Raw genomic sequence first — 21,743 nt, forward strand, 5'->3', positions numbered from 1 at the left:
GCGATTGTTTTGCTATACTCTCTCCGCACGGGCGATTGGCGCAACGGTTAGCGCAGGTGCTTTACACGCACAAGGCTGGGGGTTCGAATCCCTCATCGCCCACCACTGATTTGGAAACGGTCCTCGAAAGGGGACCGTTTTTTGTTTGGGCCCATTTCATGGGATTCGAACCCGCAAGGGTGCGGAGCTGAGGAAACGCGAAGCGTTTTCCAGCGCAGCACGCGAGGGCCGTAGGCCCGAAGCGAGAGCGGGCGGCGTCAGCCGCACGCGACATCCCTCATCGCCCACCACTGAATTGTTAGGCCTCCAGCGATGGAGGCCTTTCTTTTTTTCAGGCCCAGCGCATGGGATTCGAACCCGCCAGCACGTCTGTCACAAAGGCCGTGGCCAGAAAATGGCAAAAATGAGTACTGCTACCTTGCTTACAACATATCAAAAGATAGTATTTGATTAAGTTACGCAACATATGTCCATTATAAGGACTAACAATTAGATCAAAATCGTGCATTCATCGCCATTTCGACTTGCCATCTGGTCTTATTAGTCCAAAATTGCTGCGACCAAATCGGTAACAGTACTCATATTTAATGTTTTTTGACCAGCAGGTCTCCCCGCCTTAGCAAATCTAAGGCAAAACGGGCTCCAGACCGCTGAATCATGCCACATAGGGCACGTCCGCAGTCCGGAACCCGGTCCAAATTGAGTTATTGCGCTGTGTTAGGCCAAAACGTCCGACAAAATCTCGATCAGGCTGTCCACGTCGGCTTCCTCGCAGATAAGCGGCGGCAGGAAACGCAGCGTATGAGCTCCGGTCGCGTTAATCACGGCGCCAGCGGCCAGCGCGCGGGCAACAATATCATGTGCATCACCCGCAGTCTCATCCAAATCGCAGCCGAGCATTAAGCCGCGACCGCGTACCTCGACCACATGCGGCAGCTTGGTGAGTTTTGCCTCCATATAAGCACCCACCTTGGCAGCATGCTCAGCATAATCGCCGCGCACGAGCGCGGAGAGCGTCGCGGCGCACGCCGCGACAGCCAAGCAGCTACCGCCAAAGGTCGAACCGTGGTCACCCGGCTTAAACACGTCGGCGATCTCTTTCTTTGCCACCACGGCGCCCATGGGAACGCCGTCGGCGATGCCCTTGGCAAGACTCATGATGTCGGGCTCCACGCCATAGGTCTGGAATGCAAACGGCTTGCCGGAGCGGAAGATGCCACACTGGACCTCGTCGGCGATAAGAACGGCGTCCACCTCGTGCGCCAAGTCGCGCGCCGCCGTCATAAACTCCTCGGTCATGGGGTGCACGCCGCTCTCGCCCTGAATCGGCTCGAGCATGACGGCGCAGACCTCGCTCCCCAGCTGCTTAAAGATCGCACGCAGCTCGTCCACATCGTTGGGCGTGCAGGCCACAAAGCCACCCGGCAGCGGGCGGAAGCTGTCCTGCAGCCAATCCTGCATGGTGGCGGCAATGGTCTCGAGCGTACGGCCGTGGAAGCCGCCGCGCATGCACACGATGGTGTTGCCGCCATTACCGGCACGCTTGGCGTACAGACGAGCAAGCTTCATCGAGCCCTCGTTGGCCTCGGCGCCAGAGTTGGCAAAGAAGGTCTCCCAAACCTGCTCATCCGCAGCCGGGGCACCAAGAGCAGCTGCCGTGGTCTCATCGCCGGCGACAATGGCATCGGCAAGCACGCGCGCACCATCTACGTCGTCGTTGGCAAGCTTGGACAGCAGCGCCGCGACCTGTCCGCGCTGCTCGATGTAGAAGTAATTGGAGACATGCATGAGCTTTTTGGTCTGCGCCTCGAGCGCCGAGAGCACAGCCGGGTCGCCATGACCTAGGCTGCACACGCCGATGCCGGCAAGAAAGTCGAGGTACTCACGGCCATCGTCGCCGGTGAGCTTCATGCCGTGACCCTCGACAAACTCGACCGGAGAGCGGCCAAAGGTATGCATAACGTAGTGGGATTCGAGCGATTGTTGAGCAGCAAGTGACATGGGATGCCTTTCGTTGGGCGCCGTACGGCGCAGGGCTATGGGTGCAGGGACGCGACGACCGCGGGTCGGCTAGACCGTCTGGAGTTTCTCGACCTCGTCGAGGTTCTCGGTCAGGCGTGCCGCAAAGGTCGAAAGCGGGTGCGGGTGTGTATCGAACTCGTAGGCCGTCTCGGTGGAGTGGATCACGGTACCGACGCCAGCATCGGTCAGCAGCTCCAGCAGCAGCGAGTGCGGCGTAGTACCGTTAATGATGTGAGCACGAAATACGCCGGCGGTAAGCGCATCGACAGCGGCGCGTAGCTTGGGAATCATGCCTTTGTCGACCTCGCCCCCATAGAGTATTTCGTTAACCTCGTCGAGCGTTAGGTTGGAGATAAGCGAATCCTTGTCGCTAAAGTCCTTGTACAGGCCATCGACATCGGTCAAAAAGATCGCCTTATGCGCGTGGAGCGCCGCGGCAACGGCACCGGCGGCGGTATCGGCGTTGATGTTGAAGAAACCGCCGTCCTCCCCCGCCGCGACGGTAGCGATGACGGGGATGTACTCGCTATCGAGTAAGCGCTCGATATAGTCGGTGTTGACGTGCGTCACTTTGCCCACGCGTCCGAGCTCGGGGTCGAGCGGCTCGGCGATGAGCGTGCCGGCATCGCTGCCCGATACGCCCACGGCCAGGTTGCCGTGGTGGTTGAGCGCCGCGACCAGCTCCTGATTGACCTTGCCGCCCAGTACCTCGCGCACGATATCCATGGTGGCAGGCGTAGTCACGCGCTGGCCGTTCTTAAACTCGACGGGGATGTCATAGTGGCTGAGCGCCTCGTTGATGGCCTTGCCGCCGCCGTGCACGATAACAGGGCGCATGCCGATAATCTTGAGCAGGACGATGTCGCTCATCACGTCACGACGCAGCTGCTCGTCGACCATGGCGGCACCGCCGTACTTGATAACGACCGTCTTACCGGTCAGGTTCTTAATCCACGGCAGCGCCTCGAACAGCAGCTGCGCGGTAACTTCGTTGGATTCGCTCGAGCGACAATCGCGTGCGAATTTCATAATCTGCCTCGTCTTTCGTATCGTTATCACGCCGTGCTTCGCTGTCCGCAATGCGGCAAGATGCGCAGCGTGCCTGGAATCTAGGAACGGTAGTCGCCGTTGATGGAGATGTACTCGTGCGTGAGGTCGCAGGTCCACACGGTCGTTGCCGCGTCGCCTGCGCCCAGGTCGGCCGAGATCACGATCTCGGACGCTTCAAAACGTCGCAGAGCCTCGTCCTCGTCAAAGGGAACAGTCAGACCGTCACGGCAGACAGGCATACCCATCATGTCGATGGAAACGTCTTCCTGATTAAACTTCACGCCGCACTTGCCGAGCGCCATGGCAACGCGGCCCCAGTTGCAATCGTGGCCAGCGATGCAGGTCTTGACGAGCGGCGAGTTGGCGACGGCACGGGCGGCGATATCGGCTTCCTCGTCGTTGGCGGCGCCGGTAACGTTAACCGTCACGAGCTTTGACGCACCCTCGCCATCGGCCGCGATGTTGCGCGCCAAGCTCTCGCACACCTCGTGCACGGCAAAGGCCAACTCGTCAAAGGCGTCAGTGCCCTCGACGATGGCCTCGGTATCTGCGGCAGCAGCGCCAGAAGCAAGCATGATACAGGTGTCGTTGGTCGAGGTATCGGAATCGACCGTCACCTTATTAAAGGTCTGCTTAACGGTCGAGAGCAACAGGGCGTGGAGCGCCGCCGGCTCGACGGGGGCATCGGTAGTAATGACCGCGATCATGGTGGCCATATTGGGCATGATCATGCCCGAGCCCTTGCACATGCCGCCCACCGTATAAGCGTTGCCCGCATGGCCCGCAGCCTCACTGCGGTAGCGAACGGCATACTCCTTGGAGTGCGTATCGGTCGTCATGATGGCACGGGCCGCATCGGCACCGCCATGGACAGAGAGCGCCTCGTAGGCGGACGGAACAGCCGTCTCAAACGTATCGATCGGCAGAATCTGTCCAATCACACCCGTGGAGGCAACCAGGATCTGCTGGGGCTCACAGCCGATAACCTGCGACGCGATGTTGCAGGTCTCGCGCGCGCAGGCAAGGCCGGTCTCGCCCGTGGCGGCGTTCGCGTTGCCGGAGTTGATTGAAACACCGGCGATGATGCCATAGCCCTTGTCCGCGCCGCCCAGGTTGGCACGGCTCACCTGCACGGGCGCCGCGCAAAAGCGGTTGGTCGTAAACACGCCGGCGCCGGGACAGGGCTTATCGGGCACGACGAGCGCATAGTCCAAGCGCTCGGGATTCTTCCGGAATCCCGCATGGATGCCTGCAGCCTTAAAGCCGGCAGCTGCCGTAACGCCGCCCTCGACGGCGCGAATCTTGATATCAATCAGGTCGGTATTCATCGTCCCTACGACTCCTTATATCAAATAAAAAAGCGGGCATCGGCTGGCACGCCATACCGGTCGCAATGAGTAGACCAGCTTAAAAGTGGCGCCCAACTCGATACCCGACTACCAAATCGTTAACAATCGAATGTGCTACACCGGGCACGCCACTGTGGGCAAGCCTCGTCGCTCGTCAAAACCAAAGACGATATTGGCGCACTGGACCGCCTGGCCTGCTGCGCCCTTGCACAGATTGTCGATGGCGCCCGTAGCCACCAGAACGCCCGCGCGCTTGTTGAGCGCGAGGCCGATCTGGGCGACATTGGTACCGACGACCGAAGCCGTCTTGGGCTGCTGGCCGGCATCGAGCACGCGCACAAAGGTGCGACCGGCGTAAAACTTCTTGTAATGGTCGACGACGTCCTCAAGGGTCAACGTGTCGAGAGCCTGCGGCGCAAGCGGCAGCGTCACCGTAGAGAGCAGGCCGCGCTTGAGCGGTGCCAGATGCGGAGTAAAGACGACGCGGTCGGTCAGGCCCAGAATTTGCTCGATCTCGGGCGTATGGCGATGCTTGCCCACGCCATAGGCCTCCAGGTTCTCGTCCGCGCTACAAAAATGGGTGCGGGCGTTGCAGGACTTACCGGCACCCGTCACGCCGCTAATGGCATCGACGATTACGGGACCGTTCTCTGCCACCCAGCCCGCACGCACGGCAGGAGCAGCAGCAAGGCTCGTTGCGGTGGGATAGCAGCCGGCGCAGGCGACCAATACGGGCCTGCCAGCGGCATGGCTGGAAGCAGCGGCCTTCAAGTCCTGGCAGAACAGCTCGGGCAGGCCAAAAGCGCGGGTCCTGAGCAGCTCGGGGCTCGTGTGCTCGGCGGCATACCATGCCTCAAAGACGGACGGGTCGCTCAGACGGTAATCGGCCGAAAGATCAAAGCAGGAAACGCCTGCGGCAAGCAGGGCGGGCACCTGCGCCATGGCGGCTGTATGCGGCACGGCAAGAAAAACCGCATCGCAGCTCTTGAGCTCAGGGGCGTCATGCGTGGTGAAAACCAGATCGCTCACGCCAGCAAAGCTCGGATACACCGCGGACAGCGGCTGGCCGGCATCGGCGTTGGACGTAATGGCAACAAGTTCAAACTCGGGATGACCGAGCACGAGGCGAATGAGCTCGGCTCCGGCATATCCAGCCGCGCCGACGATTCCAACCTTCAAAGACATATCAGACTCCTTGTCTGCGATTTATGCACCGATGCGCATTTCGCAGCGGTCGTTATGAAGTGGGTTGAAACTTTAGCACCAAAAGATGCATGAATACGTAAATAGCTTGCATATTCATGCATTGAAACATTCCCGACACATTCGCTTGAAGGAATTGACAAATAGAGCGGGCCCCGTATTGACCGGCACTCCTTACGGTGCCGGGCAACACGGGGCCCGCCCATGCGAAAAACCAAGTTGTTGGGATGAGCCAGCTGGTTAGAGCTCGACCGGCGCCCATTCGTCGTGATTGCAGATAAAAGCCTCGGGATCCTCGACGCTAAAGAAGACAAGCGCGGGGTCGTTAGGCCCCTCATAGTGCTCGCTCAAGCGCTCAAGATGCTTCCATCCGGCCTCGCGCATTTCGCTCGAAGCCCGGTCTTCCAGCCCCGCACGCCCGCGCAGAATCAACCAACCATGGCCCGGCCACCAACTCGTGGCCTCAAAGCGCTGGTTTTGCAGCAGCTCCTGCCACACATCTTTGGTGCGCGCCGTCACAAACCACAGCTTGCCGTCCTGAATCTGTGCAAACGAGAACGGACGCACATGCGGCTGCCCGTCCACACTCGTCGCCAAATACCACGCCGGCACCGACGTCAAATACTCCAGCACCGTATTCAATCCGTCCACGTTTCCTCCTGACGCCTGATCAGTCTTTTTGGAATGGGTAGTCAATTTGGGAAATTAGAGCTCGAGGAGCTCTTCGCTGCCGTCGATATCGCAGAACCGCGCAGCGATGTTGCGGACCGAGAAGAACGCAAGGCGGCCGTCGTTGGCGCTATCGTGTTGCTCGCCAATGCCCACCATGTGCTTAAAGCCCGCCTGGCGTACCTTGTCGCTCGCGAATGCATCGTCCTCGAGCGCGGCCTCACCGGTTAGCACGATCCAGCACTCCCCCGGCTTCCAGCCCGATACCTCAAACTTGGGATTCGCACTCAACTCCGCCCATACGTCCTTGTCACGCGACGTGCAAAACCACAGTTTGTCATCATCAACCATGGCAAACGAAAACGGCCTCACGCGGGGCTGATGCCCGTCGCTCGCATCGGTCGTGGCAAGATACCACGCCGGAATGCGCCTGAGATACGAGCAGACGCGCTCGAGCTGAGCCGTGCGATCGATGTCGGTCATAGTGACCCCTTTCTTGCGCTCGAATCGAGCTTAGACGAGTTGAAGGTTGATAACGACAACGCATGTCACCAGCAGCGCCATCGTCAGCGCTGCCAGCGCGTCCTCACGACCAAACGTAAGCGCATGCAGACGCGTGCGTCCCTGCTCGCCGTGATAACAGCGCGCATCCATGGCGGCCGAAAGTGTCTCGGCATGACGGAACACGCCGGTGAACAGCGGAATCGCCACGCTGCCGAGCATGCGTACGCCGCCGAGCGGACCACCCGTCACGCGCGCGCCGCGACTTGCCTGTGCATCGGCCGTCTGTTTCATCTCGGTGGCAAATTGCGGCATAAACCGCAGCGCGATACCCATAATCATGCCGAGCTCGTGTGCCGGAAGCCCCACGCGCGCAAATGGTGCGAGCAGGCGCTCAAAACCTGCGGTGAGGTCGAGCGTCGGCGTGGTGAGTGTAATGGCGCTCATGCCGGCCATCATCAGGGTCAGACGGCACGCCATAAACCCGGCGGAACGCAGCGAGCCCTCGCTCACCTGCAAAAAGCCAAGCTGCCACAGGATGCGGCCACTCTGATCGGAAAACAGGTTGAGCACCGCAACCACTACGACAATCGCCAGCAGTGGTGCCATCGATGATAAGACCCGACGCAACGGCACCCGGGACACGGCATAGATCAGCACAACGAAGATTGCGACCGGAACCAGTCCGCGGAAGCTACTGGCCGTGAGCGTCGTGATCAGAAACACAAAGCCCAAGAGCAACTTGGTTCGCGGGTCCAGGTGGTGGATTGCACTATCGCCGGGATAGTAGCTGCCAAATGAGAACGCCTCCATTAGCAGCCCTCCTCTCGCGTGGGCGCCTTGGAACCAGCCTGACACGGAACCCTCAAAGGCACTTCCGCGCAGCCCAGCAGCAAGCCGGCCAGCTCGTCGGCCAGCGCCTCAACCGTATAAAGCTTGTCGCAGCGGAGCGGCACACCGGCCTGCGCAAGCGCCAGCGCCATACGCTGGGCGGCAGGAACGCCCAGGCCGATTGACTTGAGCTCGTCCGCATGCGCAAAAACCTGCGCGGGCGTTCCCTCGGCAAACACGGCGCCCTCGTTCATCACAACGATACGGTCACAACAATTTGCCAGGTCATCCATGCTGTGCGAAACCATGACAACAGTCAGACCCTCGCGATGGAGCCGATCGATGAGCCCCAGGAAATCTCTGCGCGCAGCCGGATCGAGCCCCGCCATGGGCTCGTCGAGCACCAGGACCTCGGGTTCCATGGCGAGCACGCCGGCAAACGCCACGCGGCGCTGCTGGCCGCCCGAAAGCTCAAAGGGGCTCTTGTCGCCTATCGCGGCAAGGTCGAGGCCCACGCGCGCAAGCGATGATGCGACACGGCGCGCGACCTCGTCTTGTGGCAGGCCAAGGTTACGCGGGCCAAACGCCACGTCCTGTGCCACGGTCTCGGCAAATAGCTGACGCTCGGGATACTGAAACACCACGCCGACCTTGGCCTTAACCGCGGCGGCGTCTTTCTTGTTTGATAGGTCGAGCCCCAGCGCGCAAACGCTTCCCTCCTGCGGACGAATCAACCCGTTGAGATGCTGAACCAGCGTCGATTTACCCGAGCCGGTATGACCCGCCAGACCCAGAAACTCACCGCGACGCACCGTCAGCGAAACATCGCGCAGTGCCCAGGGGCTGTTTGGATCGTTGCCCCAAAGGGCCTGTTTGCTCGATGCGTCCGCAGTGGTCGAGCGCTTGCGCCAGCGACGGCGCTCGCGGGCGCTCAGCGAGTAACTATGCGAGAGGTGCGAAATCTCGATGACGGGCTCCGACGCGGCCGCCCCGTCAGTCACGGAGGATACATTGTCGAGCATACGAGAATCGGATGCGGAAGACTGCCCTGCGACGTCCGCCCCACTCCGCTCGGCATAAGCCTGTGCAATCTCGGCGACCATATCCGCCTCGCGCACCTGCGCGCAAACGCGTACGCCCTTCTCACGAAGTGCCCTACCTAGACAGCACGACGCCGGCATATCCAGGTTGAGCTGCGCAAGTTCGTCCGCCCGCGTCAAGATTTCCTCGGGCGTACCGAGCATGGCAACGCGCCCCGCCCGAAACACCGCGACACGATCGGCCTCGGCGGCCTCTTCCATAAAGTGCGTAATCATCACGATGGTCATGCCGCGATCGCGTAACGCGCGGCAAGCCTTCATGAAGCCCTGACGTCCACGCGGATCGAGCATCGAGGAAGCCTCATCCAAAATGAGAACGCGCGGTTCCATGGCGAGCACGCCGGCAAGCGCCACGCGCTGCTTTTGGCCGCCCGAAAGCGCGTGGGTCTCATGGCGCTCAAAGCCCACCAGGCCCACGCCCTTCAGCGCCTCGCGTACGCGCTGCGCGATTTGTGCCGATGGCACGCCAAGGTTTTCGGGACCAAATGCAACGTCATCTTCGACAAGCGTTGCCACCAGCTGATCATCGGGATTCTGGAATACCATGCCCGCGGTCGAACGAATGTCATAGACCAGCTCGGGGTCGGACGCATCCATGCCGTTGATACGTACCGTGCCCGCATCGGGCTGCAACAGTGCGTTCAGATGCTTGGCAAACGTCGACTTACCCGACCCATTGCCACCGAGGATGCAGAAAAACTCGCCGTCCTCAATGTTCAGATCGACACCGTCGAGTGCCGGTACGGCACCGTCATAGCTAAAGGAAACGCCCCGACACTCAATCATGCGCGGCCTTTGACCTGGTCCTTCTTGGGCGTGATGAGATTAGAGACCGCCTTGTACACCGCCAGCGTCAACACCGAGTTAAGCACGGTCTTGATGAGGTTGAACGGCAGCACGGCAGGAATCATGAGTGGGGCGATCACATCGACCGAGCCATACCAGAACCATACGCCAATGGTAAGGTTTGCGACCATAGACAACGCCGTAGCAGCAATAACGCCGAGCACCAAGCCAATCACGGCACCCTTATAGGTATGCATCTTCTGGTAGACGATAGCCGCGGGCAGAATGTAGCCCAGCGTGGCAACCAGGTTCATAAGCGCGCCGACCCAGTCACCCGTAGTGAGCGCATGGATAACGATCGCCATGGCGGCAACAGCGGTACCGGCACCGGGGCCATATGCAAACCCACACACCATCGCCGGCACCAGCGACGGGTCATAGGTCAAAAACGGTGCCGAAGGAAGAATGGGCAGCTGCACGTACATAAACAGGGCGCCCAAGGCGCACATCAACGCCATGGTAACGAGCTGTTTAGTGCTCCACCTATTCGTGTTCTCAAAATGGATATGCTGCGACTGTTCAGACATAAGATCACCTGCCTCTTTCATCCGGACTCTAACCGTTGGTACTGGGATCTCACCAGTTCAGCCGGCATGCGAACCAACGCACACACGGGTCGCGGACTCATCGGCTCGGTCGCAGGCACTTTACCTGCGCCACGGCGCCCCTTTGACACCGCCCGATTTACCGCCAGTGGGGAATTCCACCCCGCCCTGAAACAGTGAGGAAAAGTGTAGCACGAGGGAAGACAGGTGCAAGTATGCCGAGGATAATTTATGACGGGGATCAGTTACCGCAACAACCACGTTCCCCACCCATCCCAAAGTAACGCGCCTTTCGCGCAAAGCGCGAAACAGCGACCGGGACACGTACCCCTATCAACCACGTCCTCCGCCCACGCCGACCTCAAGGCCGTAAACGCAGGGGATCCGGGGGCGTGACGGGGGTTTCTCTCCGGAACATTCCACAGGACGCAAAGAGGCTCCGCAGCGCGAAGCGCGATGCGGAGCCTCTTTGCATGTCCGAGGGCGTTCCGGAGAGAAACCCCCGTCACGCCCCCGGATCCCCGGTGGGAGTTCTAGACCTTGTCGGCCTTAGTACATACCGCCGCCCTGCTGACCAGCGGTAGCAGCAGCGATAGCATCCTCAAGCTGAGTGTTCTTGGGCACATCGGAGACGGTGGCCTCGGTGATGAGGATCAGGCTGGCGACAGAAGCAGCGTTCTGCAGGGTGACGCGGCTGACCTTGACGGGGTCGAGGACGCCCATCTCGATCATGTCGCCCCACTCGCCGTTGGCAGAGTTGAGACCCTGGCCGGCGGGCAGCTCGGCAACCTTGTCGACCACGACAGCGCCCTCAAAGCCAGCGTTCTTGGCAATGGTAGCGACCGGAGCGGTCAGAGCCTTCTTGACGATATCGACGCCGATCTTCTCCTCAGGGTCGTCGATCTCGACAGTATCGAGCGCAGGAGCAGCGTCCATGAAGGCAACGCCGCCACCGGCGACAATGCCCTCCTCGACAGCAGCGCGGGTAGCCTGCAGGGCGTCCTCGACGCGATGCTTGATCTCCTTGAGCTCGGACTCGGTAGCAGCGCCGACCTTGATGACGGCAACGCCACCGGAGAGCTTGGCCAGGCGCTCCTGGAGCTTCTCGCGGTCGAAGTCAGAGGTGGTGTTCTCCATCTCACCCTTGATCTGAGCGATACGGGCGTCGATGGCCTCCTTGGAGCCAGCGCCGCCGACGACGACGGTGTTGTCCTTGGAGATGGTGACAGACTTAGCGGTACCGAGCATATCGGCGGTGATGTCAGCGACCTTCACGCCCAGCTCGTCCAGAGCGGCCTGGCCACCGGTGAGGACGGCGATGTCCTCGAGGATGCGCTTACGGCGATCGCCGTAGCCCGGGGCCTTGACGGCGCAGACGTTGAGGGCGCCACGGATCTTGTTGAGGACCAGGGTCGGCAGAGCCTCGCCGTCGATGTCCTCAGCAATGATGAGCAGGCCACGGCCGGCGCGCTGGACAGCCTCGAGAACAGGCATGATGTCCTGGACGCTGGAGATCTTCTGGTCGGTGATGAGGATGTACGGATCCTTCATCACAGCCTCCATGCGGTCGTTGTCCGTGACGAAGTAAGCGGAGACGTAGCCCTTGTCGAACTGCATGCCCTCGACAGTGTCGATGGTGATGTCGAACGTCTGGGAATCCTCGACGGTGATGACGCCGTCCTTGCCCACGACCTCCATGGCCTCGGCGATCTTCTCGCCGACCTCGGGGTCACCGGCGGAGATGGTACCGACGGAAGCGATCTGCTCCTTGGTCTCGACCGGCTTGGCCTGCTTCTTCATCTCGGCGACGGCGGCGTTGACGGCCTTGTCGATGCCGCGACGGATGGCCAGCGGGTTGGCGCCAGCAGCGACGTTGCGCAGACCGTCGTTGACGATGGCCTGAGCGAGCAGGGTTGCGGTGGTGGTGCCGTCACCCACGGTGTCGTTGGTCTTGGTGGCAACCTCCTTCACCAGCTGAGCGCCCATGTTCTCGATGTTGTCCTCGAGCTCGATCTCCTTAGCGACGGAAACGCCGTCGTTGGTGATGGTCGGAGCACCGAACGTGCGCTGCAGAGCGACGTAACGGCCCTTGGGGCCCATGGTGACGGTAACGGCGTCGGCCAGAGTGTTGACGCCCTTGGCGAGCTTGGCGCGGGCATCGGTGTTGAACGTAATGTTCTTTGCCATGGTAGGTAATCCTCCAAAAGAAATGTGACTCGCGTCGCCGCTTCCGAGTCCTATGCGGCGGACGCGTTCAAAGACGAATCAGAGATTCTGACGAGACTAGGCCTCGACGACGGCGTAGATGTCGTCGGCGCGCATCAGCAGATACTTCTCACCGTCGACCTTGACCTCGTTGCCACCGAACTTACCGTAGATGACAACGTCGCCAACCTTGACGTCCATGGGGATGCGCTCGCCCTTGTCGTTGACCTTACCGGCGCCAACGGCAACGATGGTGCCGCGCTGCGGCTTCTCCTGAGCGTTGCTGGCGATGTACAGACCAGAAGCGGTCTTCTGCTCGGCCTCGTCGGGCTTGACCAGGACGCGATCTGCAAGCGGCTTCAAAGACGACATGCTTGTTTCCTCCTTTTTGGGCCGCGCGGTTATGCCGCGCGGGTTAACCCTTTTTGTTTGCGTACGCGTTGAATGGTACCCACGAATGGCGGGTTATACAACACAGAGTCAAAAAATCTTATTTTTTGGCACTTAGATTTTCTGAATGCCGGGGGATAACTTAGCGATGCCTCCCGTGTGGCTCCGGAGGGGCGGGGCATAAGGTTTCCTGCTCGGGCAGTCCTGCTCGCACGAAGGCCACATTAAGTGGCCTTCGGCTCGTGCGGAACTCGCGATGAACCTTATGCCCCGCCCCGCCGGAGCCACACGGGAGGCAGGTTAACTAATTCGGGCCCGGCATTCAGAAAAGTCAGTGCAGCAAAATGGCGATGCAGATGGTGCGAACAAGAAAGGGGCACGTTGCAGAAACGCGCCCCTTATGGGTGGGGTATGGGGCTAGCGCTCGTAGATCAGGTTGCCGGCTAGGTAGGTGGCTTGGACTTTGGTGGCTTGGAGTTCTTGGGGGTCGATGGTGAGTGGGTTTTGGTCCAAGACTACCAGGTCGGCGTATTTACCGGGTTCCAGGCTGCCGAGGTTTTGCTCGTCGCCCGCTGCATAGGCGCTGCCCAGAGTGTAGTTGCGCAGAGCCGTTGCCGCATCGATGCGCTCGCTCGGCAACCAGCCGCCCTCGGGCCAGTGGCTTTTGGGGTCCTGGCGCGTGATGGCCGTGTAGAGCACGTTCATGCTGGTAACGGGCGTGATAGGGCTGTCAGTTCCGAAGGCTTGGCGGATGCCGCGCTGCTTATAGGTTGCGAACGGCCACATGATTCGGCTTCGCTCCAGGCCAAAGTCGCGCTCTGGGCCACCCGGATCGAGCGTGATGTGGCAGGGCTGGCTCGAGGCGACCACGTTGAGCTTGCGCAGGCGATCGATGTCCTGGGGCAGGAGGTTCTCCAGATGCTCGAGTGTGTTATGGCCGTGCTGGGGCAGGCCGTAGAGCTCTGCCGCCTCCTCAAAGATATCGAGCGCAGCATGGATGGCACCGTCGCCGATGACGTGGATACGCACAGTGTGGCCGCGCTCCGCGGCCGCCAGAACCAGCTTACGCATGCGCTCGGCAGGAACTGTCAGACGGCCCTGGTCGCCCGGGAAGCGCGGATTGGTATAGGGCTCGGTGAGATATGCCGTGTGTTCGCTCGACACGCCGTCGAAGAACTGCTTAAAGCCTGGCGCCGAGAGCAGCGCGTTGTTCGCGTAGCGGGTCTGTAGCTCTTCCAAGCGCGATTGGTCATCCAGCAGCGTGGGAAACAAATGGGCGCGGATGCCCAGCTTGCCGGCTGCCTGCAGTTTGTCGTAGACATCGTCGCGGATAAAGTCGCAGCCCGGCATGGGCATGAGCGACATATCGCATATCGAGGTGATGCCCTGCTCGGCCATCCGCCTCATTTGATCGGCGTAAGCGCTTGCGATGCGATCCTCGCCCAGCCACTCAAGGCAGCGCGGTAGCAGCTGCATGGCAGCCGCCTCGTGAGCAATGCCCGTGAGCTCGCCGCTTGCGTCCTTGTCGTAGCCACCGCCCGCTGGCGGCTCGCTGTCGCGCGTGACGCCGAGCGCCTCGAGTGCGCGGCTGTTGAGCCACAGCGTATGGCCGTCGCCCGAATACATAACGCAGGGGCGATCGGGGAATGCCGCATCGAGCGACGCCTTGGTAGGATGCTCGGGCGGGTCCCAACGGTAGTCGCGCCAGCCCTGAGTCACAACCCAAGCGTCGTCGGGCAGGTCCTGGGAAAACTCGAGCGCGTGTTGCACCAGCGCCGCCTCGGACGTGCCCATATCCATGAGCATGTACGGCGAGGAGCCGACCGAGGTATGGAAGAAGTGCAGATGAGCGTCATGGAAACCTGGGCAGACAAACTGCTCGCCGTAGTCGATAACCGGCGTGGCGGCAGGCGCGGCGGCAATCACGTCATCGGGCGCACCGACTGCGACGATACGGTCGCCTGCGATGGCAATCGCCAGCTCGCGGGCGGTATCGATGCCGTCTTGCGCGGTAAAGACGTTCTTGGAGCGGATAATCCGATCGATATGTTGCATGGGCATCCCCATCTCTGGCAGGAAATTCAACACCCCCGAGTGTACTCCCCCGCCCTTGTAACAAAACCCCAAGCGGCAAACGGCAACTTTACCAGCCCTAGCGGCAGGTGGCATACTGGAGAGAGCCTGTACGATTTTGCGATCAACCCAGCAAGGAGCAAATCGACCATGACGAAGACCAAGGCACAGCAGATTATGGCGGCGACCGAAGTGCGAGCGGCTGACGACGTCACCGCAGCCATCCAAGATATCGCTACCGAGTTTGAACCCTATATCATCAAGCAGCGCCGGCACTTCCATAAGCACCCGGAGCTGAGCCTTGCCGAGGAGCGCACGACCTCCGACATCGCCAACCAGCTCGACGCCATGAATATCCCCTACGAGCGTCCCCTCAAGACGGGCCTGGTGGCGACCCTTCGCGGCACCGCGCCCGACGCCTATCGCGAGGACGGCACGCCACGCCGCCGCATCCTGCTGCGCGCCGACATCGACGCCCTGCCCGTCACCGAGCAGACCGGCGAGGAGTTTGCCAGCGTCAACGAGGGCTGCATGCACGCCTGCGGCCACGACTGCCACATCGCCATGATGCTCGGCACGCTGCAAATCCTGCGCCATATGACCGACGACATCCACGGCGAAGTCCGCATCGTCTTCCAGCCCAGCGAGGAAAACGGCCAGGGCGCCAAGCTCATGATCGGCACGGGCGTGCTCGACGGCGTCGATGGCGCCTACGCCGCGCACATCTGGAGTGAGGTCGACGCCGGCACCGTGAGCTGCGAGCCCGGACCGCGCATGGCCAATACCGACTGGTTCCGCATCGACGTCCGCGGCACCTCGTGCCACGGCGCCATGCCCCAGCGCGGTCACGACGCCGTTATGGTTGCCGCCGAGATCGTCAACGCTCTGCAGACCATCGTTTCGCGCGAGATCAGTCCCTACGAGCCGGCCGTCATTACCGTCGGCGAGCTGCACGGCGGCACCGCGCGCAACGTTATCGCCGGCACGGCCTACCTCGCCGGCACGGTGCGCACCTACGGAGATTCGACCCACGAGGAAATGCCGGAGCTCATGCGCCGCATCGTGGAGCATACCGCGGCCGCCTTGGGCGCCGAGGCAGAGCTCACCGACTACACCATCGCCAATTACAAGGTCGAAAACGATGCCGCCTCGAGCGAGCGCTGCCGCCAGGCAGTAATCAAATGCCTGGGCCCCACCGGCCAAGGCCATTATCGCGGCACGCTTTCGGGCGAGGATTTTTCAGAGTACCTGCGCCGCGTACCGGGCGTGCTCGCCTTTGTTGGCACGCGCAACCCCCAGATTGGCGCCACGTACGCCCAACATTCTTGCTTCTACAAGATTGACGAGTCGGTACTGGCCAAGGGCTCCATGGTGGCCGCCCAATATGCCATCGACTTTTTGGCCGAGCCCACACAAGAAGAGCTCGACGGCCCCACGATTGCCGCGGTCGCCGAGACCAATCCCGACCTGGCAGCCAAACTGCGCTCTGCCAAGGCCACGGCCGCCGAGGCCCGCGACGCCATGCACGATGCCCGCACCGCCCGACACGCCGCAATCAAGGGCATCCACGACGCTCGCGCCGCCGCCCGCCGCGAGGAGAAGCACAACGAGTAGTCGATCCACGACCATCTCGCAGTCATAGCCGCATCGCGATATCAAAGCGGGGGCGGACGCTTCGGCACGTCCGCCCCCGCTTATTTGTCAAGCGCTATTTCTACCGTTTCTACCCCGTCCCCAAATGGCAGGTGGCAGGGTTACTCGTCCTGCGGGTCCTCGTCGGAGCTTGGCGCAGGCTCGGGCTCAGGTGCAGGCTCGGGCTCCGGTTCCGGCATGGGCGCGGGCTCGGGCTCAGGCTCAGGCTCAGGCTCAGGCACGGGCGCGGGCTCGGGCGCAGGCGCCGGCGCCGCAGCGGAATCGGATACGGGCGCTGCGTCGGCGCTAAAACCAGCCGGAGCAGACTTCTTCTCAAACGGCAGCACAAAAGTCAGGACGTCGTCCTTGTCCTCGTCGGCCCACTCGCTTGCGTAGCGCGCAACCCAATAGCCAACGGCACGGTGCTTGAGCATCTTGCCAAAGACCGTGAGGAATACCGTGACAAACGCCGTCAGCACCAAGAACAATACGAGCGTGATGCCACCGCCGGTAACAAGCGCCTCAATAGCCGAAGGACGGTAGTAGTAGCTATACATACCGACAGAGGCAATGGTGCCAAAGACGAACGTCAGGATCCAGGTGACAACGTTGGCGACCAGGCCCGTCAAAAACTCGGGAAGGAACGAAGCGCAGAACAGTTTGGTCTTGTTGTGCTTAAAGGCCGCCCAGACCTTATCGAGCGAAAACGCGCTCTCGACACGACCGGTCACCGCAAAGTGCATCACGGCAATGTCGGCGAACATCTTAAAGAAGACCCCCAAGACCGCCGTGGCAATCATAGCCAGGACAAGCAGGCCAAGCGAGCCGAACAGCGCTGCCTCGAGTGCATAAGAGCCGTAATACGAATACGAGCCCGCGGCGCCAATTACCACGCTCTCCACCAGCGAAAGCACTACACCGATAACGGGAATGGCAGCGATAACCTCGAGCACGACCGAGATAACGCTCGAAAAGACTCCGAGGCCAAACGACGTGGAACGCATGAGTGGACGATCCATACCGTCATCAACCTTGAGCGACAGATCGCGACCCCACTCAATACCAAAGCCGGAACCACACACGCTCGCAATGCAAGCTGCCAAAAAGCCGATGGCAGCCGCGATACCGCCGATAACGGGAATGAACAGCACGAGCACCGACACAACACAAATCAGCGCCGGCAAAAAGGCGATCTGGCACACGCGCTGCAGCACGCCCGGCGTCTTGGTCATGTCCTCAAACGCCTGAGCCACACAGCCCTTGGACGCATTCGCCACGGGCGGTTGCGGAACAAACTGCTGGGGCTGACCCTGAGGGGCAGGGGCTGCGGCACCGGCATTGGGGGCACCACACGCGCCGCAGAACTTGTCGTTATCACCCATGGGGGCACCACACTGCGAACAGAACATCGAGATCATCCCTTCGTATCTTGAGCGAATCATCTGGATCGCAAACGATGTCTTTGGCATCATTATCACCCAATGTGGGGACAAATACTCCAACATGACGCATTTGCAATGCGCAGGGCGCTATTCGATTGTTTGATAAGCTCGACCGCGTTAGTTCGTTCCGCGGAAACCCTTGCCGACGATCTCGGAGCTGTCGACGATCGTGATAAAGGCACCCGGATCGATCTCGCGAGCGTAGCGACGCAGCTGCACGGCCTCGCGACGACTCAGCACGCTCATGATCACCGTCACGCACTTGCCCGAGAAGGCGCCGTAGCCGCGGCTGATCGTCGCCGTGCGGTTGAGATGTTTGACGATAAACTCCTCGACCTTAAGGGGCTCGGAGCAAATGACCGTGCAGACTTTGCGCAGGTGAATGCTCTCGATGGCCTTGTCGACCACGAGCGTCTTGGCAAACAGGCCAAGCACGCAATACAGACCGACGCGCGGGCCGTACAAGAAGGCCGCGATGGTCACGATGCCGATATCGACCAACAGCAGGGCGCGGCCAATCTCGAGCGTCGTGCGACGTTTGAGGATCATGGCGAGAATGTCCGTGCCGCCCGTCGAGGCACCAATATCAAAGACGATAGCGCTGCCGAGCGCCGGCAGAATCACGGCAAAGCACAGGTCGAGCCACATATCGCCCGTCATCGAGACATCGGTCGGAATAAAGAGCTCAAACAGCGAGACATAGGCGGACAGCGCAAACGAGGCAAAGACGCTCCACAGGATTGCCTTGCGCTCCAAAAAGATAAAGCCCAAAACGACCAGGACCGCATTGATAATCCACATAAAAACGCCGACGGGCAGGGTCGGGAACAGCGTGGACAGAATGACCGACACGCCCGAGGTGCCGCCAAAAGCAAAGTGATTAGGGGTTTTAAACGCAACGATGGCAAAGGCCGTGAGGATCAGGCCCAAATTGAGCTCGGCAAAAAAGCGCGGAAAGCCCGGCTCCTGACTGCGCTTGCGACCAGCGCGCTCGCCCCGCTCGATAACATCGCGATCGACCACGCGCTCCATCGGCACCACGGGAGGACGATGCACCTCCTCGGCAGCACGCGACGCCGCCTCTGCCGCAGCGGCCTCAATCGCCCATGCCTTGCTTTCTGTTTCGTGCTCGTCGGCCATTACGGCAACCCCTCGTTAACAATTTGGAAACAATGCGCCCATTAGAGTAACGCGGAACGTAGGGATTGCAACCCCCAGTTAGACGAGCGGTATGACTACATCGGGAGCGTACAAAAACGGCCGGCCACGCTTTTGCTTGCGCGGTCGGCCGTTTAACGTTTTCGCAGATAAAACCTGCCAAAACAAACCTGTCCCTTTTTGGAAGGTTATTCGTGCTGGCTGGTGCGATGCTCGTACTCCTCGGGGGTGATGACATCCTCGATGCGCAGGTTGACGCCCGCCACCTCAAGGCCGGTCATCGCGGCAAGACGCTCGGCGACACGTGCCTTGACATCGTCGAAGATCGCGGGCGCATAGGCGCCGTACTCGATGATGACGGAGATGTTGACGACCACGCGATTGTCATCGGTGACCTCGACCGTCACGCCCTTGGTCAGATTCTCGGCACCAAACTGCTCCTGCACAAAGTGCATGAGGTTGCCCTTCATGCCCAGAACGTGCGGAACCTCGCGGGTGGCCATAGCAACGATCTTCTCGATCACGCCGTTGGAATAGGTGAGCGAGTCCTCGGACTCGTCCGCTTCCTCGTCGTCCTCATCCGTATCGGACTCGGCCTCGACGAGAGCCTCATTCTCGAGCGTCACATCCTCAGCTTCGGCGACGACCGCCTCGTTCTCCTCGAGCTCGGTATCGGCTACATCGACCTTCGTATTAAAAGCCATGGTTCCTCCTTATGCCTGCCGCGGATGCGACAGTCGAATACATATTAGCGGCCGCTAAACAAACGGCCGAAGAAGTTGACGATCCCGTTCTCGCCGTCGCGAATTTGACCGATCACAGCGCCGATCAGCACGAAGAATGCAATGACGAGCGTGTCCCACAGGCCCAACGTGAGCACCAACACGGCGAGGATAAAGCCGGCGACGGCGCCGAGCGTGGTGTTGGGACGACGCACCGCATAGCTCCAGATGGCAGCGCCCGTACCCTTGATGAGACCCACAGCCTCGTCAAAATCCGCGGCTGCCGCTTCTTGTAACTCGGTTGCCTCTGCTTTGAAATCAACAGGTTCGCTCGCCGGCGTGGCGCTCTGGTCAATCGTCAGACGCGGCGTACGAGCGGTCTTATCTTGATTGGTATCACTCACCGGAAACCTCCACGGTCTGGACGGTAGTCTTGGACGGCAAAAAACGGACGCGCGCGGTCGTACCCGGCGCGCCGAGCATGGTATCGCAGGCTTCTTCGATGCGCTGCTGCATCGCGGTAGCCAGAGATGCCACGTCCTTATCGTCAAGCGCGATAGCCTCGACCTTAAAACGGACGTGCGAATCGTCGGGGCCTTGGACGCGGGCCTCGACATGCTCGACCATCACGCGGTCGTCGCGCTCGGCAGCAACCCTGGCGCACGAAGAAAGCGCCGCAAGGGTAACCTCGATATTGCGCTCCCCCGCCGGATGCACGCAGGACGGCTCGCGACGGGCGAACATCAGGCGGAAAAAGCTCAGCAGTACGCCAAACGCCACGACGCCGGCGCACGCCGTCACGACGATGCGCGGCATGGGGTCGCGCATCAGCAGCATAAAGCGATACGTATACGGCCCCCAAAACTGGCAGACAAGCGTACCCAGCGCCACGATGGTGGCGGCAAGATACACGATCGCTAGGGCTCGTTTGAGTACGCGCACGCGGCGCTCCCTTCAAATCTCGGCTCTCGAAATGCAGAACGGTTCGCATCATTATAAAAGAGCCGGGTCCGGTGCTCTACGCACGCGGATCCGGCTCATCTATTCCACGAGGCTTGCATGCTCGCTTCATTATGCCCAGATATGCACGGCTTAACCCGTGCGGGCGCTACTCCTCCTCGAGGGCAGCGATGACCTCGTCGGTCATGTCCATGGTGCTGTAAACATCCTGGACGTCGTCGAGCTCCTCAAGACGGTCGATGAGGCGCTGGACCTTCTTGGCGTCGGCGCCGGAGACCTCGGTCGGGGTGGTCGGGACCATGGTGGTCTCGGAGCCCTTGACCTGGACGCCCTGCTCCTCGAGCGCCTTGGAGACAGCCATGACCTCGTTGGCAGTAGTCCAGACAATCCACTCCTCGCCGGCATCCTCGTAGTCCTCGCCACCGGCCTCGGCGATGGCCATCATGAACTCATCCTCGTCACCGGCAGCACCGTTGGCGATCATGGTCTCCTTCTTGGCGTTCTCGTCCAGGATCTCCTTGGCGACGACGATCTGGCCCTTACGCTCAAACTGGAAGGCGACGGAGCCGGAGGTGCCCAGGTTGCCACCAGCGTGGGAGAAGGCGGAACGGACATCAGCGGCGGTACGGTTGCGGTTGTCGGTCAGGCAGTCGACGTAGACGGCGACACCGGCGGGACCGTAGCCCTCGTACACGATGTTCTCGTAGACGGCGGCATCGGCACCCGAACCAAAAGCCTTGTCGATAGCGGACTTGATCTTGTCCTTAGGCATGGACTGAGCCTTGGCCTTGGCAACGGCAGCGGCGAGGCTGGCGTTGTTCTCGGGCAGCGGGTCACCGCCGAGACGGGCAGCAACGGTGATGTTGCGGCTGAGCTTGGAGAAGAGGGCGGAACGCTTGGCGTCCTGCGCGCCCTTACGATGCTTGGTTGTGGCCCACTTAGAGTGTCCGGACATACGTGTCTCCTATCGGTTTCGACCTAAAGCCCAGCGCAGATGCTCGGGCAATATAAACAAACGTCGTTATGATATACCTACTGGCCTGCA

At 60.9% G+C, this 21,743-nt stretch carries 19 protein-coding genes, 1 tRNA gene and 1 riboswitch; of the genes, 2 read left to right on the forward strand and 18 right to left on the reverse strand.

Annotated features, from left to right (window positions below; translation table 11 throughout):
• The first annotated feature begins 29 nt into the window (after positions 1-29).
• Positions 30-105, forward strand: a tRNA-Val gene (locus DW180_RS01365).
• Positions 106-717: 612 nt separating this feature from the next.
• On the opposite strand, the gene DW180_RS01370 is transcribed toward DW180_RS01365, so the two are convergent.
• From DW180_RS01370 to DW180_RS01425, 12 genes are all read right to left on the reverse strand, one after another.
• On the reverse strand, positions 718-2,001 hold the full coding sequence (locus tag DW180_RS01370) for an aminotransferase class III-fold pyridoxal phosphate-dependent enzyme (RefSeq protein ID WP_118237038.1): 1,284 nt from the start codon (positions 1,999-2,001) through the stop codon (positions 718-720).
• Between the two features lie 69 nt (positions 2,002-2,070).
• Positions 2,071-3,051: an acetylglutamate kinase gene (argB, locus tag DW180_RS01375; protein WP_118237040.1), complete on the reverse strand. Its 981-nt coding sequence runs from the start codon at positions 3,049-3,051 to the stop codon at positions 2,071-2,073.
• 80 nt (positions 3,052-3,131) lie between these two features.
• On the reverse strand, positions 3,132-4,400 hold the full coding sequence (gene argJ, locus DW180_RS01380; protein ID WP_118237042.1) for a bifunctional glutamate N-acetyltransferase/amino-acid acetyltransferase ArgJ: 1,269 nt from the start codon (positions 4,398-4,400) through the stop codon (positions 3,132-3,134).
• Between the two features lie 135 nt (positions 4,401-4,535).
• On the reverse strand, positions 4,536-5,606 hold the full coding sequence (gene argC, locus DW180_RS01385; protein ID WP_118237044.1) for an N-acetyl-gamma-glutamyl-phosphate reductase: 1,071 nt from the start codon (positions 5,604-5,606) through the stop codon (positions 4,536-4,538).
• A 258-nt stretch (positions 5,607-5,864) separates the two neighbouring features.
• Positions 5,865-6,275 (reverse strand): pyridoxamine 5'-phosphate oxidase family protein, encoded by a 411-nt coding sequence (locus tag DW180_RS01390; RefSeq protein ID WP_118237046.1) that lies wholly within the window; start codon positions 6,273-6,275, stop codon positions 5,865-5,867.
• A gap of 54 nt (positions 6,276-6,329) precedes the next feature.
• Positions 6,330-6,776 carry a pyridoxamine 5'-phosphate oxidase family protein gene (locus DW180_RS01395; protein ID WP_118237048.1) on the reverse strand — a complete coding sequence of 149 codons (447 nt, stop codon included), beginning with the start codon at positions 6,774-6,776 and terminating at the stop codon, positions 6,330-6,332.
• A gap of 30 nt (positions 6,777-6,806) precedes the next feature.
• On the reverse strand, positions 6,807-7,607 hold the full coding sequence (locus DW180_RS01400; protein WP_118237050.1) for an energy-coupling factor transporter transmembrane protein EcfT: 801 nt from the start codon (positions 7,605-7,607) through the stop codon (positions 6,807-6,809).
• Positions 7,607-9,511, reverse strand: a complete 1,905-nt coding sequence (locus tag DW180_RS01405) for an energy-coupling factor transporter ATPase (RefSeq protein ID WP_118237051.1) — start codon at positions 9,509-9,511, stop codon at positions 7,607-7,609. The genes DW180_RS01400 and DW180_RS01405 overlap by 1 nt, the downstream gene beginning before the upstream one ends.
• Positions 9,508-10,098, reverse strand: coding sequence for an ECF transporter S component (locus DW180_RS01410; RefSeq protein WP_055252299.1), 591 nt, complete (start codon positions 10,096-10,098; stop codon positions 9,508-9,510). Before DW180_RS01410 ends, DW180_RS01405 begins: the two co-directional genes overlap by 4 nt.
• A gap of 5 nt (positions 10,099-10,103) precedes the next feature.
• Positions 10,104-10,296, reverse strand: a riboswitch (FMN riboswitch).
• Between the two features lie 369 nt (positions 10,297-10,665).
• The gene (groL, locus tag DW180_RS01415; protein ID WP_118237053.1) at positions 10,666-12,303 is read right to left on the reverse strand and encodes a chaperonin GroEL; all 1,638 of its coding nucleotides are present in this window, start codon (positions 12,301-12,303) and stop codon (positions 10,666-10,668) included.
• A gap of 96 nt (positions 12,304-12,399) precedes the next feature.
• Complete coding sequence (gene groES / locus DW180_RS01420; RefSeq protein WP_022094351.1) at positions 12,400-12,693, reverse strand: co-chaperone GroES; 294 nt, start codon at positions 12,691-12,693, stop codon at positions 12,400-12,402.
• 435 nt (positions 12,694-13,128) lie between these two features.
• The gene (locus tag DW180_RS01425) at positions 13,129-14,766 is read right to left on the reverse strand and encodes an amidohydrolase (RefSeq protein ID WP_233503852.1); all 1,638 of its coding nucleotides are present in this window, start codon (positions 14,764-14,766) and stop codon (positions 13,129-13,131) included.
• Between the two features lie 168 nt (positions 14,767-14,934).
• Here DW180_RS01425 and DW180_RS01430 point away from each other — a divergent pair, with 168 nt between their 5' ends.
• Positions 14,935-16,398, forward strand: a complete 1,464-nt coding sequence (locus DW180_RS01430) for a M20 family metallopeptidase (protein ID WP_118237055.1) — start codon at positions 14,935-14,937, stop codon at positions 16,396-16,398.
• A gap of 140 nt (positions 16,399-16,538) precedes the next feature.
• On the opposite strand, the gene DW180_RS01435 is transcribed toward DW180_RS01430, so the two are convergent.
• The 6 genes from DW180_RS01435 to DW180_RS01460 form a co-directional block, all read right to left on the reverse strand.
• Entirely contained in the window at positions 16,539-17,921 is a 1,383-nt protein-coding gene (locus DW180_RS01435) for a zinc-ribbon domain-containing protein (RefSeq protein ID WP_118237057.1), read from the reverse strand.
• A gap of 54 nt (positions 17,922-17,975) precedes the next feature.
• Positions 17,976-18,998 (reverse strand): YitT family protein, encoded by a 1,023-nt coding sequence (locus DW180_RS01440; RefSeq protein ID WP_082435553.1) that lies wholly within the window; start codon positions 18,996-18,998, stop codon positions 17,976-17,978.
• A 206-nt stretch (positions 18,999-19,204) separates the two neighbouring features.
• Entirely contained in the window at positions 19,205-19,720 is a 516-nt protein-coding gene (locus DW180_RS01445) for an Asp23/Gls24 family envelope stress response protein (RefSeq protein WP_118237059.1), read from the reverse strand.
• A gap of 44 nt (positions 19,721-19,764) precedes the next feature.
• Entirely contained in the window at positions 19,765-20,142 is a 378-nt protein-coding gene (locus DW180_RS10430; protein ID WP_233545132.1) for a DUF2273 domain-containing protein, read from the reverse strand.
• The gene (locus DW180_RS10435; RefSeq protein ID WP_147356496.1) at positions 20,135-20,680 is read right to left on the reverse strand and encodes a hypothetical protein; all 546 of its coding nucleotides are present in this window, start codon (positions 20,678-20,680) and stop codon (positions 20,135-20,137) included. The genes DW180_RS10430 and DW180_RS10435 overlap by 8 nt, the downstream gene beginning before the upstream one ends.
• Before the next feature lie 166 nt (positions 20,681-20,846).
• Positions 20,847-21,653 (reverse strand): YebC/PmpR family DNA-binding transcriptional regulator, encoded by an 807-nt coding sequence (locus DW180_RS01460; RefSeq protein ID WP_006234926.1) that lies wholly within the window; start codon positions 21,651-21,653, stop codon positions 20,847-20,849.
• Positions 21,654-21,743 lie beyond the last annotated feature (90 nt).

The sequence above is a fragment of the Collinsella sp. AM16-21 genome (assembly GCF_003471905.1).
GTDB lineage: Bacteria > Actinomycetota > Coriobacteriia > Coriobacteriales > Coriobacteriaceae > Collinsella.